Raw genomic sequence first — 17,675 nt, forward strand, 5'->3', positions numbered from 1 at the left:
ACGTGTTCGCGGTACTCGGCTTCGTGACCACCCTTGCCGTGATCACCGGGTTGATCCATCTCTACCTGTGGAAACGCCTGGTCAAGGACACCACCACCGCCGGACGCTTGCGGCGGGCCGGCACGGTCACCGCCGTGGTGCTGGCCCTGCTGGTGCCGGCGACCATGATCGGCACGCGCGCCGGAATGTACTGGCTCGCCTGGCCGGGCTACCTGTGGCTCGCGCTGATGTTCTACCTGCTGGTGCTGCTCGTCGTGCTGGAAGTCCCGATGCTGGTGACGCGGCTGGTGCTGCGCCGCCGGTCGGGTGTGGCCCGGCCGGAGCCTGTTCTGACCGGCGTGGCCAGCGGGCCCCTCCCCGGGCTGTCGACCGACGGGCCGGGCGGCACCGACCAGTCGACCGCGCCGCCCCCACCGGCGAGCGATGATCCGGCGGATCCACCGGTCGCCGGCGCGGTCGGTCCCGACCACGACCCGGGCCGCCGTCTGCTGCTCGCCCGTGGGGCCGCGATCTTCGCCGGGCTCACCGCCACCGGCCTGGTCGGCTACGGCGTACGCACCGCGATGGGTCCGCCCCGGCTGGACCGGGTGCAGATCCCGCTGGCCAAGCTGCCCCGCAGCATGGACGGTCTGCGCATCGCCACCGTGTCGGACATTCACATCGGGCCGCTTACCGGCCGGGCGCACACGGAGCGGATCGTGGCCGCCATCAACCGGCTGGACGCCGACATTGTCGCCGTGGTCGGCGACCTGGTCGACGGCACGGTCGCCGAGTTGGGCGACGACGCGGCACCGCTGCGCGGCCTGCGCTCGCGGTACGGCAGCTACTTCGTCACCGGCAACCACGAGTACTACTCAGGCGTGGAGGAGTGGGTGGCCGAGGTCGACCGACTCGGGCTGCGGGTGCTCCAGAATCGGCGGCTGGAGATCGCCACTCCTGGTGGAGTGATCGACCTGGCCGGCGTCAACGACGTCTCCGCCGTCGGCAGCGGCGTCTCCGCGCCGCCGGACTACGACGCCGCACTTGGCGACCGCGACCCGTCCCGGCCGGTGGTGCTGCTGGCCCACCAGCCGGTGGCCGCGCTGGAGGCGGCGAGGTACGGGGTCGACCTGCAACTGTCCGGCCACACCCATGGCGGCCAGATCGTTCCCTTCAACCTGCTGGTCCGGCTCGAACAGCCCGTCGTCTCCGGGCTCGGTGAGGTGGACGGGACGAAGGTCTACGTGACCAACGGCGCCGGCTTCTGGGGGCCGCCGGTACGGGTCGGCGCGGAGCCTCAGGTCACCCTCGTCGAGCTTCGTTCGGCATAGCGCAGCTCACCTTCCGTGCGTGGCGCCGCGCGGGAGCGCGGCCGGTCGTGGCAGGATGCGGCGTGCCCCCGTTCAGCGCCGTACCCCCCGGTGGCCTTCCGCCCTTCGTCGCGGACCTGCACATCCACTCGAAATACTCGCGGGCCTGTAGCCGCGACCTGACCCTGCCGAACCTCGGCTGGTGGGCGCGACGCAAGGGCATCGCGGTGCTCGGCACCGGTGACTTCACCCACCCCGCCTGGTACGACCATCTGCGGGAGACCTTGCACCCGGCTGAGCCGGGCCTGTACCGGCTGTCACCGGACGCGGAGCGGGACATCGCCCGTCGACTGCCACCCCGGCTGGCCAGCGAGGCGGAGAGCGATCCGGTCAGGTTCATGCTCAGCGTGGAGATCTCCACGATCTACAAGCGGGACGAGCGGACGCGCAAGGTCCACCACCTGATCTACCTGCCGGACCTGGACGCGGTGGGTCGGTTCAACGCCGCGCTCGGCCGGATCGGCAACCTCGGCTCGGACGGCCGGCCCATCCTCGGTCTGGACTCGCGCGATCTGCTGGAGATCACGCTGGAGGCGAGCGGCGACGGGTACCTCGTACCGGCGCACATCTGGACCCCGTGGTTCTCGGCCCTGGGCTCGAAGTCCGGCTTCGACGCGATCGCCGACTGCTACGCCGACCTGGCCGATCACATCTTCGCGGTGGAGACCGGGCTCTCCTCGGACCCGGAGATGAACTGGCGGGTGGGCAGCCTGGACCGCTACCGGCTGGTCTCCAACTCCGACGCGCACTCGCCACCCGCGCTCGCCCGCGAGGCCACGGTCTTCGCCTCGGCCCGGGACTACTTCGGCATCCGGGAGGCGCTGCGTACCGGTGACGGGCTGGCCGGGACGATCGAGTTCTTCCCGGAAGAGGGCAAGTACCACGCCGACGGCCACCGGCTGTGCGGGGTGAACTGGGCACCGGAACGGACCCGGGCGGCCGGCGGACGCTGCCCGGAGTGCGGCAAGCCGTTGACGGTGGGCGTACTGAGCCGGGTCGAGGATCTGGCCGACCGGCCCGAGGGTTACCGGCCACAGCACGCCCCCGAGGTGACCCACCTGATCCAGCTCGCCGAGATCCTCGGCGAGATCAACAAGGTCGGTCCGCGCTCCAAGCGGGTCGAGGGGAAGCTGACCGAGCTGGTCGCCGCGCTCGGCCCCGAGCTGGAGATCCTGACCCGGGTTCCGCTTGACGAGATCGGCCGGGTCGGCGGCGAGTTGCTCGCCGAGGGCATCGGCCGGCTCCGTCGCGGTGAGGTCCGCCGGGTGCCGGGGTACGACGGCGAGTACGGCGTGATCACCCTGTTCGACCCGACCGAGCTGGGCGGCGGAGCCGGGGTGTCCGCCGGGCAGGAGACGCTGTTCGACGTACCGGTGCCCACGCAGCGGCGCGCTCCGGAGGCCGCGGCGAAGACGACGGCCGGTGTCAAGCGCCCGTCGGCGAAGCCCGAGCCGAGGCGCAAGCCGGCGGCCCCGGCACCGCCGATCGCGCCGGCACCCTCCCCGCACGAACCGTTCGAACCGATGCTCGCCGGCATGGAGGAGGTCGGCACCGGCCTGCTCGACCGGCTCGACGCGATGCAGCGGGTAGCCGCCTCGGCGCCCGGTGGCCCGCTGCTGATCGTCGCCGGTCCGGGCACCGGCAAGACGCGGACGCTGACCCACCGCATCGCCTATCTCTGCGCCGAGTTGAACGTCTTCCCCGAGCGATGCCTGGCCATCACGTTCACCCGGCGGGCCGCGGAGGAACTGCGCCACCGCCTCGACGGTCTGCTCGGCCCGGTTGCCGAGGACGTCACCGTCGGCACCTTCCACTCGCTCGGGCTGACCATCCTGCGGGAGAACGCCGAGGCCGCCGGTCTGCCCGACAGCTTCCGGATCGCCGACGACGCGGACCGGGCCGCCGCGCGGACCGATGCCGGGGACGATCCGGCCCGGTACACCGCGCTGCTGCGTAAGCAGGGCCTGGTGGACCTGGACGAGCTGCTCACCCTGCCGGTGGCGTTGCTGCGCGAGGACCGGAGGCTTGTCGACCGGTACCGGCAGCGGTGGCAGTGGATTTTCGTGGACGAGTACCAGGACGTCGACGCGGTGCAGTACGAGCTGCTCCGCCTACTCAGTCCGGCCGACGGGAACCTCTGCGCGATCGGCGACCCGGACCAGGCGATCTACTCGTTCCGGGGCGCCGACGTCGGGTACTTCCTGCGCTTCTCGCAGGACTTCACCGACGCCCGGCTGGTCCGGCTCAACCGCAACTACCGGTCCTCCGCGCCGATCCTGGCCGCTGCGGTGCAGGCCATCGCGCCGTCATCGCTGGTACGGGGTCGCCGGCTGGATCCGGCCCGGCTCGACCCGGAGGCGCCGCTGGTCGGCCGGTACGCTGCGGCCTCCGTCGCCGACGAGGCCGACTTCGTGGTACGCACCGTGGACGAGCTGGTCGGCGGCTTGTCCCACCGGTCGCTGGACTCCGGCCGGATCGACGGACGGTCGACCACGCTGTCCTTCTCGGACATCGCGGTGCTGTACCGCACCGACTCGCAGGCCGCGCCGATCGTGGACGCCCTGGCCCGGGCCAACATCCCGGTGCAGAAGCGCTCGCACGACCGGCTGCGGGACCGGCCCGGGGTGGCCGCCATCGCTCGCGAGCTACGGCACGCGCCCGGCGTCGAGGGTGCCCTGCCCGCGCGGGTACGCCTCGTCGGCCAGGTGCTCGCGGACCGGTTCGCCGCCCCGACCCTGGACGGGTCCGGCGGGGTACGTCCGGAGGATGTGCGGACCGCCGTCGACCTGCTGACGCCGCTGGCCCGTCGCTGCGGTGACGACCTGGAGATGTTCCTGTCGCAGCTCGCCACCGGGGCCGAGGTGGACGCGCTCGATCCGCGTGCCGAGGCGGTCACCCTGTTGACCCTGCACGCCGCGAAGGGTCTGGAGTTTCCGGTGGTCTTCCTGGTCGGTGCGGAGGACGGACTGCTGCCGCTGCGCTGGCCCGGTACCACGCCCGACGAGGCCGCGGTGGCCGAGGAGCGGCGACTCTTCTTCGTCGGGTTGACCCGTGCCCAGGATCGGCTCTACGTCAGCCACGCCGCCCGCCGATTCCGGCACGGCTCGGAGCGGGACTGCCGCCCGTCGCCATTCCTCGACGTGGTGGATCCGGGCCTGTTCGAACGCCTCGGCGACAGCGAGGGCCCTCGGCGACCCAAGGACCGCCAGCTACGCCTCATCTGACGAGGATCGGTCGGGTTGCCGACCGGCCGGGCGGTGTCGCACCGGTGACCTGCCGTACGCACTACGGTGACGTCGCACCGGTGACCTGCCGTACGCACTACGGTGACGTTGGCGGTGCCGGTGGTCGAGCGACCACCCACCGGCTTCACCCAACGGCTCAGGAGGGCGTGCATGGCGAACTACGGACCACCGGGCCCGCAGCCGTGGCACGAGCCGCAACCCGGCGAGCAGCCGTGGCGCGAGGCGCAACCCGACCAGTGGTACGGCCACGGTCGGTCGGCCGACGCGCAGCCGCCCCACGACCCGAGCCAGACCCACGAGTTCGGTCACCCCTACGGCGACCGGTCCCACGGACACCCTCCCGAACGGACCTACGAATCCGGTCAGGACTACGGCGGTGGTCGGGACAGCGGGTACGGCCAGGACCACGGCGGTGGTCGGGACAGCGGGTACGGCCAGGGCTACGGCAGTGGCCAGCGCTACGGGTCCGGCGAGTCCTACGACCCCGGTGGGCACGGCGGCGGCCGGTACGGCCCGTCCGGGCCGGGACATGTCCCGCCGGGATCGGACGCCTGGGCGCAGTCCGCCTACCAGCACGATGTGGAGACCGGGTACGCCGGCACACCCGCGCCACCGCCGGAGCGTCGGCGCGGACGGATGCTCGTCGTACTGGCGGCGGTGCTGGTGCTGGTACTGGGCGGTGCGACGGCGTTCTACCTGGCTGGGCGGGACGACGAGACACCGACCCCGGTGGCCGCACCGACCGAGGAGGTGGCGTCCACCCCGGACGCGCAGGATGAGGAGACCGCGCCCGACGATCCCGCCGCCGCCGACCCCCGATTCGTGCAGGTCGGGCAGTGCGTACGCAACGACGCGGCGGCCGGCGGCAAGCCCCGGCTGCTGCTGAGTGAGTGCGCGCCGAGGTCGTACGAGGTGCTGCGGCGTTTCGACGGCAAGACCAGCGGCGAGCGTGACGCCGAGGAGAAGTGCGCTGCGGTCGACGGCTACACCAACTGGTACTTCTACGACAGCGAGTTGGACTCGCTCGACTTCGTGCTCTGTCTCAAGCAGCGCGACTGACGACCGATTACCAAAACTAGTGCTGTCTAGCTTGGAAGCTAGACAGCACTAGTTTTTGGTCGAGGGCAACACGCCGGTACCGCCGTCTATCCATGTCTAGCCTCTCCTCTAGACGGCCCGATACTCTGCGATGCGTGGATCCGGTCCGCAACCCGTACGCGCCGGGCGCCGGCCAGCGTCCGCCCGAACTCGCCGGGCGGGGGCGGGAACTGGACGTCTTCGACATCGTGCTGGAACGCATCGCGCGGGGCCGACCGGAACGCAGCCTGATGCTCACCGGGCTACGCGGTGTCGGCAAGACCGTCCTGTTGAACACGTTGCGCTCCCAGGCGATCAACCGGCTCTGGGGCAGCGGCAAGATCGAGGCACGACCGGATCAGTCGCTGCGCCGACCGATCGCCGCAGCGCTGCACATGGCCGTCCGCGAGTTGGCGCCGAGGCACCGGGCACCGGAGCGGATCGACGCCTTCCTCGGGGTGCTCAAGGCCTTCGCCCAACGGGGCGCTCCGACCGGTCGGGGCGGGGCCGCTCCGAAACTGCGCGACCGATGGCAGCCCGGCATCGACGTACCGGCGGCCAGCGGCCGGGCCGACTCCGGCGACATCGAGATCGATCTGGTGGAGCTGCTCACCGACGCCGCCTCGGTCGCCAGCGACGTCGGCACCGGCGTCGCCATCTTCATCGACGAGATGCAGGACCTCGGCCCGGAGGACGTCTCCGCGCTCTGCGCCGCCTGCCACGAGCTTTCGCAGCTCGGCGCGCCGCTGATCGTGGTCGGGGCCGGCCTGCCGCACCTGCCGGCGGTGCTGAGCGCGGCGAAGTCGTACTCCGAGCGGTTGTTCCGCTACCAACGCATCGACCGTCTCGACCGGATCGCCGCCGACCACGCGCTCTGCGCGCCGGCCGAGCGGGAGGACGTCGAGTACGAGGCAAAGGCCCTCGACCTGCTCTACGAGAAGTCCGGCGGGTATCCGTACTTCGTGCAGGCGTACGGGAAGGCCACCTGGGACCATGCGCCCCGTTCACCGATCACCCCGGCCGACGTACGCGTCGCCGCACCGGAGGCCGAGGCGGAGCTGGCCGTCGGCTTCTTCGGCTCCCGCTTCGAGCGGGCCACCCCCGCCGAGCGGGAGTACATGCGGGCGATGGCGACGCTGTCGCTTGTCGAAGGGGAGACCGACGGCGGTGGCCGGGACGACATGGACGCGGCGGTGCCGACCTCGGAGATCGCCCGAGCCCTCGGCCGCAAACCCGCAAGCCTCTCGCCGGCTCGGGATGCGTTGATCAAGAAAGGCCTGATCTACTCCGGGGAGCGTGGCACGGTCGCCTTCACCGTCCCGCATTTCGGCCGCTACCTGCGCACCCAGCCCGCCTGACTCAGCCCGTCGGCCGCCCGCCCGGATGACCGCCCGTCCGGACGTCCCCACCCGCGGTCTGATCGTCGGCCAGTCGAGCATCCGCCACCGGCGAGGGAGACGACCTCCGGACGACTGGCCGCCCGATCTGTGGCAGCGCAGCAACTCCGACCCCGGCGTGTCGGGCACCTGCACTGCCACAGATCCGACTGGCGGCACGGGATGACTGGCGGCACGGGATGACTGGCGGCGGGGATGGATTCAGGTCGAGATGGGCGGCGAGTCGGCGCAGACAGCGGGAAGCCCCCGGCCGGGCGGCCGAGGGCTTCTTGTGAGGTGCGTCAGGCGGTTGGGCGGGCGGCCTTCGCCAGCTCGACGAAGCCGCGCCACGCCGCCGGCTGGAAGCTGAGCGTGCCGCCGGCACGGTCCTTCGTGTCCCGGACGAGGACGACGCCGGGGAGGTTGTCGGCGACCTCGACGCAGTTGCCGCCGTTGTTGCCGCTCTTGCTGCTCTTGCGCCACTGCGCGCCGGTCATCTCCATGCTGCTGCCGCTTCCCTGATGAGGTCCAGGGACTGCGCCCGTGACAGCGCCTCGCCACGGATGCGTTCCCACCTGCGGCCCAGGGTAGCAACTTCCGCAGCCTGATCGATGATCTGTGATTCGGCCTGGCTGTCGGCGTGACCGAGCACGCTCCCGTCGTCCAGCTCGGCGAGGGTGAAGGGCCCGCCCAGCCCGGGATACATCCCCACCGACGCGGGCACGACGTGGATCGAAGTGGTGGGCAGCGCGCCGCACGCCACCAGGTGCTCACACTGCTCACGCATCAGCGCGCGGTCGCCGTAGGCGGACCGGCGCAACACCAGCTCGTCCAGCACCACGACCAGCATCGGCGGGCTGTCGCGGCGCAGGATGGCCTGCCGCTGGAGGCGAGCCTCCACCAACCGCCCGACGTCGTCGGTGGTCAACTTCTCCCCGGCCAGGGTCGCCCGTGCGTACGCCTCGGTCTGAAGCAGGCCCGGCACCCAGGTCAGCTCGAACCAGCGCAGCGCCACCGCCTCGCGCTCGATGTCCATCCACCGCCGGAACCACGCCGGCTCGCGCCGCTTGAGGACGTCCGGCCACAGCTCGGTGACCTCGCGTCCGAGCACCTCGGCGACCCGCCGCCGGGTCTGCGGACGCGGGATGCGTCCATGGCTGGCCCATCGCGCGGCGGTCTTCGGGTCGACACCGACCCGCTCCGCGAGGGTGTCGGCGGTTTCGCCCGCCTCGGTCATGGCGGCGACGACGGCACGATTCATTCCGCATTCCTTCCTGAACGTCCGGGGACACTCAGCATCCACTCCGATACGCGGTGTATGCGGCAGCCACGCGCCGGAAAGGTGGAAACCAGGACGGCACGAGCCAGTGGAGACTCCCCCGAACTCGCTGGACGTGCTTGTCGGGGCCGCCCCGTCGGGCGAGCACCTACCGGGGCGGCCCCTCCCAGATCTCCTGGCGACGAGGAGGCACGCGTGCCCGCACGACAGCCCCACCGCGATGGCCGGTGACCGGCCGGCGGGAGGACGGCACTCCGACCGTCAAGCCCGGCGTATATCTGTTGAGCCGGGCGGCGTCCCCGCAGTTCCACGCGCCGATCCTGGTCCGCGTGATCCGCGAGTTGACCGACCGGCACCCGCCGCACGGCTGGACGTGGATCGACTGCTACCAGCTCGACCGGCACGGGGACGCGATCGAGAAGCGCCAGTTGTTCGTGATGCCTGCGGGGATGCGCCAGGTCGACGTGCCAGCGGTCCCGTACGCCGCCAGACGTCCTCCGGCGAGATCAACCCGGTGAGCCGCCCGTCCCGAGTTCCCTGGCACCCGTCACGGTCTCGTCGGCGTACGCGATTCCTCAGACCCGGCGGCGAAGTCGATCGGCGAGCGCACGGCTCCGATGTAGCGCGGACCGCACCGGAACCGGCAGATGCCGCACGGCCGCGCGACCGGGCACCCGTTCACCCGGTGCCAGCCCCTTGCGCAGCGCTTTGGTGTGCGGGAAGGGGATGTGCGGCTGATGCGCCTCACGCAACGCCCGGACGCCGGCGAGCGAGTACAGCTCCGCCACCCGGGCGATGATCCGCTCTCTGGCCTCCGGATCGGTAGTCATCAGCGTGGTCACCGGCGGCGGCAGGTCCGCAGCAGCCAGCCGAGCCTCGTATCCGGGGTCGGCCTTGCCGGGCTGGAAGATGTGTTCGACGCCGTTGCGCTCCAGAAAACCGGCAAAGCGGTCCCAGCGCTGCGCCTGCCCGGCGTTGAACGCGGTGTAGTCGGCCTGAGCGTAGAGATCGGCGGCGTCGACCTCCGGCGTCAGGCTGGGGAGCAGGCTGTGCGGGATGTCGTGGTACCGGGCCAGTTCCAGGGTTCGGCTGTCGTGCGCCAGGACGTAAGCGGGCGTGCCGGCGGACAGCGCCACGATGTTGCCGTGGATCCGGGTGCCGAAGGAGAAGTCGCGCTCGGCGAGGTACCGCATCCAGGTCGTGGTGTCGACGAAGAATCGGATGCGGTCCTCCCGGTGAAGCTGGTGACCGGGGTGGTGCGGCAGCCCTCGACGCACGTTGGCCGGGTGGGTACCCCACAGGAGCAGTTCGAGCACCTCGTCGCCCTGTGGCACGTAGACCATGTTCGAGTAGCGCTTGGCATGCCGGGTACCGATCCGGTCCATCAGCTTCACGTAGGGCGAGATGTTGATCGTGAAACGGCTCTCCGGGGTGATCTCGGGCAGCCGCTTGCTGACCCGGAGATTCGGACCGTCGCGGAACAGCGACGGACAGCCCACGACGTCCACCACGTCGTCGCCGAAGCCCAGCTCGGCGAGGTAGGCGCGGGTGAACTCACCGCGTACGCCAATCGTCGCCGACTTGTCGAGCACCGCGCTGACAAACCGGCGCACCGCCACGCGCAGCTCGTCGGTCGGCGGCGGAAACGGGTCGTCGAGGCTGCCCGCGCCGCCCGCGACGCCGACGCCGATCACCACGACCGGAATCCGCAGCCGCTCGATCACCCAGGTGAGGCGCTTGAGATTCTCCAGAAAGCTCAGCCGGAAGGCATTGGCCAGCGGCACCACGAACAGGTCGAACTGCTCGTTGACCCGGTCCACGTACGCGTGGTCCACGCCGGGACGTTCGCTGAGGAAGGAGTTGGACACCACCTCGGTCCCCGGCACGCTGATCAGCTTGTGCACCGCGTCGGCAAAGACGAGGTTGCCGACGTTGCGCCCGAAGATGCCCTGCTGGTAGAGCGCGAGGGAGAGTTCCGGGCTCACCGGAGTGAAGGGATCCTTGGCAGAACGCAGCAGAACACGAGGCATCTGGTCATCTCCACGCCGGGGGTGTGGGGTCGGCCGAGGCATTCGATGCTAACAACGCCCCGGCGACCCTGCCCGTTGAGCGAGAGGAATCAGACCATCCCGAGTTCCCTGGCACCCGTCACGGTCGCGGGCTCAGCGCACGCGATGTCTTCAGGACTGGCGGCGCAGCCGACCGGCGAGCGCGCGACTGCGGCGCAGCGCGGACCGCACAGGTGCCGGCAGGTGCCGCACTGCGGCCGGTACGGACCGCCGCTCGCCGGTCGCCACCGTCTCCTTCGGCGCAGCGGTGTGCGGGAACGGAATATGCGGCTTGTGTGCCCTGCGCAGCGCGCGGAGGCCACCCAGCGCGTAGAGTTCCGCCACCCGGGCGGTGATCCGTTCCCTGGCTTCGGGATCGGTGGTCATCAGTGTGGTCACCGGCGGCGCCAGCCCCACGGCGTCCAGCCGCTTGTCGTAATCCGGGTTGGCCTTTCCGGGCTGGAAGATGTGCTCGATGCCGTTGCGCTCCAGGAAGCCGGCAAAGCGGTCCCAGCGCTGCGTGTGCCCGGCGTTGAACGCGGTGTAGTCGGACTGAGCGTAGAGGTCTGCGGCGTCGACCTCCGGGCTCAGGCCGGGGACCATGGTGTGCGGAATGTCGTGGTAGCGGGCCAGCTCCAGGGTCCGGCTGTCGTGCACCAGGACGTGGGCCGGCGTCCCGGCGGCCAGCGCCACGATGTTGCCGTGGATCCGGGTGCCGAAGGAGAACGCCCGCTCCGACAGGTAGCGCATCCAGGTCGAGGCATCGACGAAGAACCGGATGCGGTCCTCCCGGTAGAGCTGGTGGTCGGTGTGGTGCGGCATTCCTGGCCGGACGTTGTCCGGCTGGACCCCCCACAGCAACAGCTTGAGGTCGGTGTCGTCCTGCGGTACGTAGACCATGTTCGAGTAACGCTTGGCGTGTCGGGTCGCCACCTCGTCCATCAGCAGCACGTACGGCGAGATGTTGATCGTGAAGTGGCTCTCCGGCGTCAGCTCGGCCACCCGCTTGATGATCTTCAGGTTCGGGCCGTCTCGGAACAGCGACGGACAGCCGACGACCTCGACCACGTCGTCACCGAAACCCAACTGGGCGAGGTAGGCAGCGGTGATCTCGCCACGTACGCCGATCGTCGCCGACCTGTCGAGCACCGCACGCACAAACCGGCGCACAGCCCCGCTCATCTCGTCGGTCGCCGGCGGGAACGGGTTGTCGAGGCTCCCGCCGGCGCCCGCGACGCCGACGCCGACGACCACGACCGGAATCCGCAGGTTCTCGATCAACCAGGTAAGGCGCTTGAGGTTTTCCAGGAAGGTCGGCCGGAAGGCATTTGCCAGGGGCACCACGAAGATGTCGAACTGCTCGTTGATCCGGTCCACGTACGCCTGGTCCACGCCGGGCCGTTCGCTCAGGAACGAGTTGGACACGACCTCGGTCCCCGGCACGCTTATCAGCTTGTGTACCGCCTCGGTGAAGACGAGGTTGCCCACGTTTCGCCCGAAAATGCCCTGCTTGTACAGCGCGAGGGAGTGCTCCGGGCTGACCGGGGTGAAGGGGTCCTTGGCAGAGCGCAGCAGGACACGGGTCATCGGTCGGAGCCTCCGGGTGCGGGGTGCGGGGTGCGAGGTGCGGGGGTAGCCGAAAGTTGCTCGATGCTAGCCAACCGCGTCGTCGCCCGCCACCTGCTGCCGGTCTGCCGGAAAGGGGTCAGACCTTCGACCATGGCGGCGGGAAGATGACCTCACCCCGTGGAGGCGGCGGCTCGCCGCTTGTCGTCGGTGGTAATACCAGCGCCTGCCACGGCTCACCAAGGCCGGACCAGGGACTGGTCAAGCCCAACTGGTCGGCCCGGCTGAAACCGAAGCGCCGGTAGTAGGCCGGATCGCCGAGGACCACCACCAGCCGCTCGCCGAGTTCCGTCGCCGCTTCCAGGGCGGCCTGCACCACCGAAGTGCCGAGCCCGATCCGCTGCCGGTGCGGCGCCACCGCAACCGGCCCCAACGCCAGCGCTGGCGTGCTGGCCGTGCCCGAGTTGACAAGCACCCGGGTGAGCAGGGCACACCCGACGATCTCTCCGCCGTACTCGGCGACCATCGCCAGCTCCGGCAGCCAGGCATCGCTGCCGCGCAGCTCGTCGACGAGGCGTACCTCCGGCGGCACGGCCACGTCGGGTCGGGCGAAGGCTGCGGCCAGCACCCGGCGGATCGCGCCGGTGTCCGCCGGGTCCTCGGGTCGCAGCCGCAGGGTCGTCACGCGGCGTAGGGTACCCCGGAAGACACGTCCATCCACGACGGTCCTCGAACCCGGGCGCGGCGGCACCGACCCACTCGATCGATCGACATACCCCGTTGCGGGGCGTAGTAGAGGCCCGGACAGGGTATGACTGTTCCATGACGCCCGTACGATCCCTCGCCCGCGCCATGTTGAGCGGCATCTTCGTGGTCAGCGGCGCCCGCAATTTTGCCAACCCCGGCCGCCTGGTGCCCACCGCGAAACCGATCACCGATCGGGTGACGCCGCTGCTGGAGCGGGCGGATCCGCGCATCCCCAGGGATACTGAAACCCTGATCCGCGCCAACTCGGCCGTGCAGTTCGGTGCCGGGCTGATGCTGGCCACCGGGCGGTTCACCCGGCCAGCGGCCCTGGTGCTGGCCGGCACGCTGATCCCGGTGACCCTCGCCGGGCACCCCTTCTGGCGCAACGACGACCCGGTCGCGAAGAACAACAACCAGATCCACTTCCTGAAGAACCTCGGTCTCTTCGGTGGCTTGTTGCTCGCCGCGGCGGACACGGAGGGTAAGCCCGGGCTACGCTGGCGGGCCGGTCACCGGATCGGCCACTCACGACGGTCGGTACGCCGCGCCGTCCGGACCGCCCGTCGGGAGGCCCGGATCGCCATGCGGTCCGCCGCCACCGCTCGGCGACTCCCCGGCTGACCGGTACGGCCCCACCCCACCCCTGCTGAGCAGCGATCTAACCATCCTCACCCCCACCAAGGCCGCGAATCACCTGAACCGCCCGGTAGGCGTTAACGCGGTGGAAATGTCAAAAGAATGTGTGGGATCGGACACGGTCGCATAACGCGGGAGGCACTGACGTGAGGCGCCGTTCTAGGCTCCGTACTGGACCTGGACGGGTAGGACGACCTTGGTACGGGGGTGGCCACGCCATGCCGACGATCGTCGGTAGAGGGCTGGATCGCCTCGCCACAGTCCGTCGCGTAACGCGTGGGATCGATCGTAGGACAGTCGTACGGGCCGGCATCGTCGCGGCCGTCGCCTACGCCGCATGGCTTGCCATCGGCGCGTTCGGGCGTCCGTACAACTTCTTCGACATGAAGATCTACCACGGCGCGGTGGTCTGGTGGGCGAGCGGTCACGAGCTGTACGAGTTCGTCGCGCCCGACACAACCCTGGGTTTCACCTACCCACCCTTCGCCGGGCTGGCCATGCTGCCGATGGCGCACCTGCCGGTCGCCCTGGCCGGTCTGGTCAACGCCGCGGTGAGCATCGCCGCACTGGCCGTGGTGCTGGCCGCGCTGCTGCGCCCGATCGTCGACCGGCTGGGCTGGCCACTGTGGTACACGGTGGCCATCGCGACGCCACTGGCCGCCGCCATCGAACCCACCCGGGAAACCCTCGGCTACGGGCAGGTCAACCTGCTGTTGTTCGCCCTGATCCTGGCCGACCTGATCGCCCTGCGCTGGCGCTCGCGCCGGGGCACGCACCAGACCGAGGACGAGGGCCCGCTGCTGCGGTTCGTCTACGGCGGTGCGTGGGCCGGCGTGGGCATCGGCCTCGCCACCGCCGTCAAGCTGACCCCGGCCCTCTTCATCTTCTATCTGATGATCACTCGACAGTGGCGGGTGGCCTGGACGGCCATCGGCACCGCCGTCGGGGTGACCATCGGCAGTTTCGGCATCGTCGGCGCCGAGTCCCGGGACTACTTCGGCAGCGTGCTGTGGCAGACCGAGCGGGTCGGTGCCGCCGACATGACGCCCAACCAGTCGCTCGCCGGCCTGCTGGCCCGGCTCTACGACTCGATCGAGACCCCCGGCCTGCTCTGGCTCGCCTTCTCCGTGCTGGTGCTGGCGCTCGGCCTGTCCCGGGCGTCCAATGCCCACTCTGACGGCGACGAACTGACCGCCTTCACGCTGGTGGGCCTGACCGCCAACGTGATCAGCCCGATCTCCTGGACGCACCACCTCGTCTGGGTGATCCCGGCGATCATCGTCCTGGCCGACGCCGCGATCCGTCGGCATGACGCCAGCCGGGGACCGGTGGTGCGATCCGCGTCAGGGTCGTACGGCGGGCCACCCGGCGTCTCCACACTGCGGTCACCGATCTGGTACCCGACGTTGACCGGGTTCCGCCACGGCTTCGCCGCCATCGGGCTCTACCTGCTCTTCCTGATCTCCCCGATCTGGCCGTACGAACACCAACTGCCGGAGGTCTCCCACTACCAGGACGGCCTGTTCGGCGCGTTGATGGAGAACTCTCTGGCGCTGGCGCTGATCCTGCTGGTCGCCGCGCTGCCCTGGCGGCCCGGTGCGGAGCCGGCGTTCCACACCGATCGGGCGGCGCGTGCGTCGATGCTGTACGGACGGCGGTAGCCCACCGGTCAGGGGCAGTTGACCCATTCCTCGGTGCCGTCGGTGAAGACCTGCCGCTTCCAGATCGGCAGCCGGGCCTTCGCCTCGTCCACAAGCCGCGCGCAGGCAGCGAACGCGGCGGCCCGGTGGGCGGTGCTGACCGCCGCCGCCAGGGCCACGTCGCCGATGGCAAGTGGGCCGACCCGGTGCGAGACCGCCACGGCGTACACGTCGGGGTCGGCGGCGATCTCGTCGGCGACCTCCTGGAGCACCTTCTCGGCGTTCGGGTGGCCTTCGTACTCCAGGTTGGCCACCGACCGTCCATGGTCATGGTCGCGCACCACCCCGGCGAAGGACACCACCGCGCCGGCTCGACGGTCGGCGACCGCCGCCTCGTGGGCGGCGAGATCCAGTGGCTGGTCGGTGACGGTGCTGACAACGGTCACCATGCCCGCTCCCCGGGTAGCAGTGGCAACGGCACGATCGGAACTTGGTCTCCCACCGAGCCGGTGGTCCCGGGGCTGATCACCGCGAACCCGTCGGCGGTGGCGAGCCCACGCAGCATGGCCGAACCGACGTGCCGGACCGGATGGGCCGTCCCGGCGGCCCGGTCGAGTCGGACCAGCGCCAGATGGGTGTGGTCGCCACGACCGGCAACGGGCTCGGCGAGGACGGCGTGCGGAAGTGTCGGCAACGACCGACCGGCGAGCCCGGCCAGTAGCGGGGCGACAAGCGACACCAACGCGATGACGGCGGACTGCGGATTGCCGGGCAGCCCGGCCACGAATCGGACCTGCCCGTCGGCACCGACCAACCGGGCCAGCAGCATCGGGAAGCCGGGACGCACCGCGACCGTGTTGATCACATAGTCAGCGCCCAACGTCGCCAGCGCCGGGTGCAGGTGATCGACGGGGCCGTGCATGGTGCCACCGGTGGTGCAGACCAGATCGGCGGTGTCCAGGGCGGCGCGCAGCGCGGCCACATGGGCGGGCAGCGTGTCGGCGACGGGGCCGACCACGCCGTTCGGATCCATCCGGCAGCCGTATCGGCGCAGCCAACCCGGCACCGCCGGGCCCAACGCGTCGCGGACCCGGCCGCCGCCCGGCGGACCTGCCGTGAGCAGCTCGTCGCCGAAGACCAGCAACGCGGCCCGGGGCTGCCGGCGTACCCGCAGGGTGTCGTGGCCGCAGGAGGCGGCCAGGCCGATCACCGCCGGGTCGACCGGCGTCCCGGCCGGCAGCAGTTCCTCACCGGCGGTGGCCTCCTCGCCGGGCTGCCGCCATTCCGGCGCGGCGCGTGGCACGCCGTCGACCAACCCCTCCGGCGTACGCCTCGACTCCTCCACCCGGAGCACCGCCGAGGCACCCGTCGGCACCATCGCCCCGGTGGCGATCTCGACCGTCGTCCCGTCCTCGGTCAACGGGGCGGGCGCACCACCCGCGAGGACCCGCCCGACGACTCGCCAGGGGCCGGCACCGCGCACCGCCCAGCCGTCCACACTCGACGTCGGAAACGCCGGCAGGTCGGTCCGGGGGGTGAGTGGTTCGGCGAGGGTGTGCCCGTCGGTCTCGGCGAGTGGACGCTCGACGGCGGGCAGCGCGGCGGCCAGCCCGGCCGCGTGCACCCGGGACCGGGCCTGCGCCCAGTCGACCGGAGGTGACGCGGAGACCTCGTCGGTGGAGGCGGTTTCCGTTCTCACCGGCCGAGCCTAACCGGCCGCCGGGTGGTCGCCACCACGCAACTGGTCGATGGTGTGGGCCAGAATCGGCCCCAGTACGGCGAGACCGTCCCGTGCTCCGCCGGTCGAGCCGGGCAGGTTGACCACCAGCGTGCGGCCGGCCACGCCGGCCACCCCACGGGACAGCGCGGCGGTGGGCACCTTGTCGCGGCTGTGTGCGCGGATCGCCTCGGCGATGCCGGGAATCTCGTAGTCGAGCAGGGCCCGGGTCACGTCGGGAGTGCGATCGGTGGGGGTGATCCCGGTGCCACCACTGGTCAGCACCACGTCGACGCCGTCGGCCACGGCCGCCCGGACCGCCTGGCCGACCGGCTCACCGTCCGGCACGACCACCGGTTCGCCCACCGTGCAGCCCAACTCCCGCAGACCGGCGACGAGGAGCGGGCCACTGGTGTCGGCGTAGACACCGGCGGCGGCCCGGTTGGAGGCCACCACCACCCGGGCACGGATCATGACCGATCCTCCGGGCGCTCCCACAGGCCGGTCTTTCCACCCTCCTTGCGGAGCACCCGGACCGCGTCGACGCTGGCCGCCGGATCAACGGCCTTGACCATGTCGACCAGAGCCAACCCGGCGACCGCGACCGCGGTCAGCGCCTCCATCTCCACCCCGGTGCGGTCGGCGGTGCGGGCGGTGGCGGTGATCTCGACCGTGTCGGCGGTCAGCGCCAGGTCGACGGTGACGCCGTGCAGAGCGATCGGGTGGCACAGCGGGATCAGGTCGGGAGTGCGCTTCGCCCCCATGATCCCGGCCAGCCGCCCGACCGCCAGGGCATCGCCCTTGGGCAGACCGTCCCCACGGAGCAGGTCGATCACCTCGCGGGTGGTCCGCAGCCGGCCGGCGGCCGTCGCCGCACGACCGGTGACCTGCTTGGCGGAGACATCGACCATGCGTGCCGCGCCGGCGGTGTCGACGTGGGTGAGCTGGGCGGGTTCGGTCACGGTCGCGAGCCTATCCCGGCGGTACGACAGCAC

At 71.0% G+C, this 17,675-nt stretch carries 16 protein-coding genes; 7 read left to right on the top strand and 9 right to left on the bottom strand.

Annotated elements, in window-relative coordinates; all coding sequences use genetic code 11:
• The first annotated feature begins 2 nt into the window (after nucleotides 1-2).
• The 4 genes from AB0J93_RS12115 to AB0J93_RS12130 all read left to right on the top strand — a co-directional run bounded on the left by AB0J93_RS12115 (nucleotide 3) and on the right by AB0J93_RS12130 (nucleotide 7,029).
• Entirely contained in the window at nucleotides 3-1,310 is a 1,308-nt protein-coding gene (locus tag AB0J93_RS12115; RefSeq protein WP_363920971.1) for a metallophosphoesterase, read from the top strand.
• Between the two features lie 62 nt (nucleotides 1,311-1,372).
• Nucleotides 1,373-4,573, top strand: coding sequence for a UvrD-helicase domain-containing protein (locus tag AB0J93_RS12120; protein WP_363920973.1), 3,201 nt, complete (start codon nucleotides 1,373-1,375; stop codon nucleotides 4,571-4,573).
• Nucleotides 4,574-5,173: 600 nt separating this feature from the next.
• Nucleotides 5,174-5,653 carry a hypothetical protein gene (locus tag AB0J93_RS12125; RefSeq protein WP_363921521.1) on the top strand — a complete coding sequence of 160 codons (480 nt, stop codon included), beginning with the start codon at nucleotides 5,174-5,176 and terminating at the stop codon, nucleotides 5,651-5,653.
• Nucleotides 5,654-5,787: 134 nt separating this feature from the next.
• Nucleotides 5,788-7,029 (top strand): ATP-binding protein, encoded by a 1,242-nt coding sequence (locus AB0J93_RS12130; protein WP_363920975.1) that lies wholly within the window; start codon nucleotides 5,788-5,790, stop codon nucleotides 7,027-7,029.
• Between the two features lie 320 nt (nucleotides 7,030-7,349).
• On the opposite strand, the gene AB0J93_RS12135 is transcribed toward AB0J93_RS12130, so the two are convergent.
• On the bottom strand, nucleotides 7,350-7,544 hold the full coding sequence (locus AB0J93_RS12135) for a DUF397 domain-containing protein (RefSeq protein ID WP_363921523.1): 195 nt from the start codon (nucleotides 7,542-7,544) through the stop codon (nucleotides 7,350-7,352).
• The gene (locus tag AB0J93_RS12140; RefSeq protein ID WP_363920977.1) at nucleotides 7,541-8,308 is read right to left on the bottom strand and encodes a helix-turn-helix transcriptional regulator; all 768 of its coding nucleotides are present in this window, start codon (nucleotides 8,306-8,308) and stop codon (nucleotides 7,541-7,543) included. Before AB0J93_RS12140 ends, AB0J93_RS12135 begins: the two co-directional genes overlap by 4 nt.
• A gap of 245 nt (nucleotides 8,309-8,553) precedes the next feature.
• On the opposite strand from AB0J93_RS12140, the gene AB0J93_RS12145 reads away from it, so the two are divergent.
• Nucleotides 8,554-8,844, top strand: a complete 291-nt coding sequence (locus AB0J93_RS12145) for a hypothetical protein (RefSeq protein ID WP_363920979.1) — start codon at nucleotides 8,554-8,556, stop codon at nucleotides 8,842-8,844.
• A gap of 57 nt (nucleotides 8,845-8,901) precedes the next feature.
• Here AB0J93_RS12145 and AB0J93_RS12150 read toward each other — a convergent pair whose 3' ends face one another.
• From AB0J93_RS12150 to AB0J93_RS12160, 3 genes are all read right to left on the bottom strand, one after another.
• On the bottom strand, nucleotides 8,902-10,356 hold the full coding sequence (locus AB0J93_RS12150) for a polysaccharide pyruvyl transferase family protein (RefSeq protein ID WP_363920981.1): 1,455 nt from the start codon (nucleotides 10,354-10,356) through the stop codon (nucleotides 8,902-8,904).
• Between the two features lie 150 nt (nucleotides 10,357-10,506).
• A complete protein-coding gene (locus AB0J93_RS12155) occupies nucleotides 10,507-11,961 on the bottom strand; it encodes a polysaccharide pyruvyl transferase family protein (protein WP_363920983.1) in 1,455 nt (484 codons plus the stop codon).
• Nucleotides 11,962-12,079: 118 nt separating this feature from the next.
• Nucleotides 12,080-12,625 (bottom strand): N-acetyltransferase, encoded by a 546-nt coding sequence (locus AB0J93_RS12160; RefSeq protein ID WP_363920985.1) that lies wholly within the window; start codon nucleotides 12,623-12,625, stop codon nucleotides 12,080-12,082.
• Between the two features lie 137 nt (nucleotides 12,626-12,762).
• On the opposite strand from AB0J93_RS12160, the gene AB0J93_RS12165 reads away from it, so the two are divergent.
• Nucleotides 12,763-13,308 (top strand): DoxX family protein, encoded by a 546-nt coding sequence (locus AB0J93_RS12165; RefSeq protein WP_363920986.1) that lies wholly within the window; start codon nucleotides 12,763-12,765, stop codon nucleotides 13,306-13,308.
• Nucleotides 13,309-13,541: 233 nt separating this feature from the next.
• Nucleotides 13,542-14,984 (top strand): glycosyltransferase 87 family protein, encoded by a 1,443-nt coding sequence (locus tag AB0J93_RS12170; RefSeq protein WP_363920988.1) that lies wholly within the window; start codon nucleotides 13,542-13,544, stop codon nucleotides 14,982-14,984.
• An 8-nt stretch (nucleotides 14,985-14,992) separates the two neighbouring features.
• Here the strand turns inward: AB0J93_RS12170 and AB0J93_RS12175 are convergent, their stop codons facing one another.
• Genes AB0J93_RS12175 through moaC form a run of 4 tightly spaced genes read right to left on the bottom strand, consistent with a single transcriptional unit; the run spans nucleotide 14,993 to nucleotide 17,642 of the window.
• Entirely contained in the window at nucleotides 14,993-15,412 is a 420-nt protein-coding gene (locus tag AB0J93_RS12175) for a molybdenum cofactor biosynthesis protein MoaE (RefSeq protein WP_363920990.1), read from the bottom strand.
• Nucleotides 15,406-16,662 carry a molybdopterin molybdotransferase MoeA gene (locus AB0J93_RS12180; RefSeq protein ID WP_363920992.1) on the bottom strand — a complete coding sequence of 419 codons (1,257 nt, stop codon included), beginning with the start codon at nucleotides 16,660-16,662 and terminating at the stop codon, nucleotides 15,406-15,408. Before AB0J93_RS12180 ends, AB0J93_RS12175 begins: the two co-directional genes overlap by 7 nt.
• Nucleotides 16,663-16,671: 9 nt before the next feature.
• A complete protein-coding gene (locus AB0J93_RS12185; protein ID WP_363920994.1) occupies nucleotides 16,672-17,154 on the bottom strand; it encodes a MogA/MoaB family molybdenum cofactor biosynthesis protein in 483 nt (160 codons plus the stop codon).
• Nucleotides 17,151-17,642: a cyclic pyranopterin monophosphate synthase MoaC gene (gene moaC, locus AB0J93_RS12190; protein WP_363920996.1), complete on the bottom strand. Its 492-nt coding sequence runs from the start codon at nucleotides 17,640-17,642 to the stop codon at nucleotides 17,151-17,153. Before moaC ends, AB0J93_RS12185 begins: the two co-directional genes overlap by 4 nt.
• Between the last annotated feature and the right edge of the window lie 33 nt (nucleotides 17,643-17,675).

Origin of the sequence: Micromonospora sp. NPDC049374 (genome assembly GCF_040677165.1) — a bacterium.
In the GTDB taxonomy this organism is placed as follows: domain Bacteria; phylum Actinomycetota; class Actinomycetes; order Mycobacteriales; family Micromonosporaceae; genus Micromonospora.

Coding starts and splice junctions, on each gene's coding strand:
- AB0J93_RS12135 (WP_363921523.1), bottom strand. CDS start 7,544: ATGACCGGCGCGCAGTGGCGCAAGAGCAGCAAGAGCGGCAACAACGGC.
- AB0J93_RS12140 (WP_363920977.1), bottom strand. CDS start 8,308: ATGAATCGTGCCGTCGTCGCCGCCATGACCGAGGCGGGCGAAACCGCC.
- AB0J93_RS12150 (WP_363920981.1), bottom strand. CDS start 10,356: ATGCCTCGTGTTCTGCTGCGTTCTGCCAAGGATCCCTTCACTCCGGTG.
- AB0J93_RS12155 (WP_363920983.1), bottom strand. CDS start 11,961: ATGACCCGTGTCCTGCTGCGCTCTGCCAAGGACCCCTTCACCCCGGTC.
- AB0J93_RS12165 (WP_363920986.1), top strand. CDS start 12,763: ATGACGCCCGTACGATCCCTCGCCCGCGCCATGTTGAGCGGCATCTTC.
- AB0J93_RS12170 (WP_363920988.1), top strand. CDS start 13,542: ATGCCGACGATCGTCGGTAGAGGGCTGGATCGCCTCGCCACAGTCCGT.
- AB0J93_RS12175 (WP_363920990.1), bottom strand. CDS start 15,412: ATGGTGACCGTTGTCAGCACCGTCACCGACCAGCCACTGGATCTCGCC.
- AB0J93_RS12185 (WP_363920994.1), bottom strand. CDS start 17,154: ATGATCCGTGCCCGGGTGGTGGTGGCCTCCAACCGGGCCGCCGCCGGT.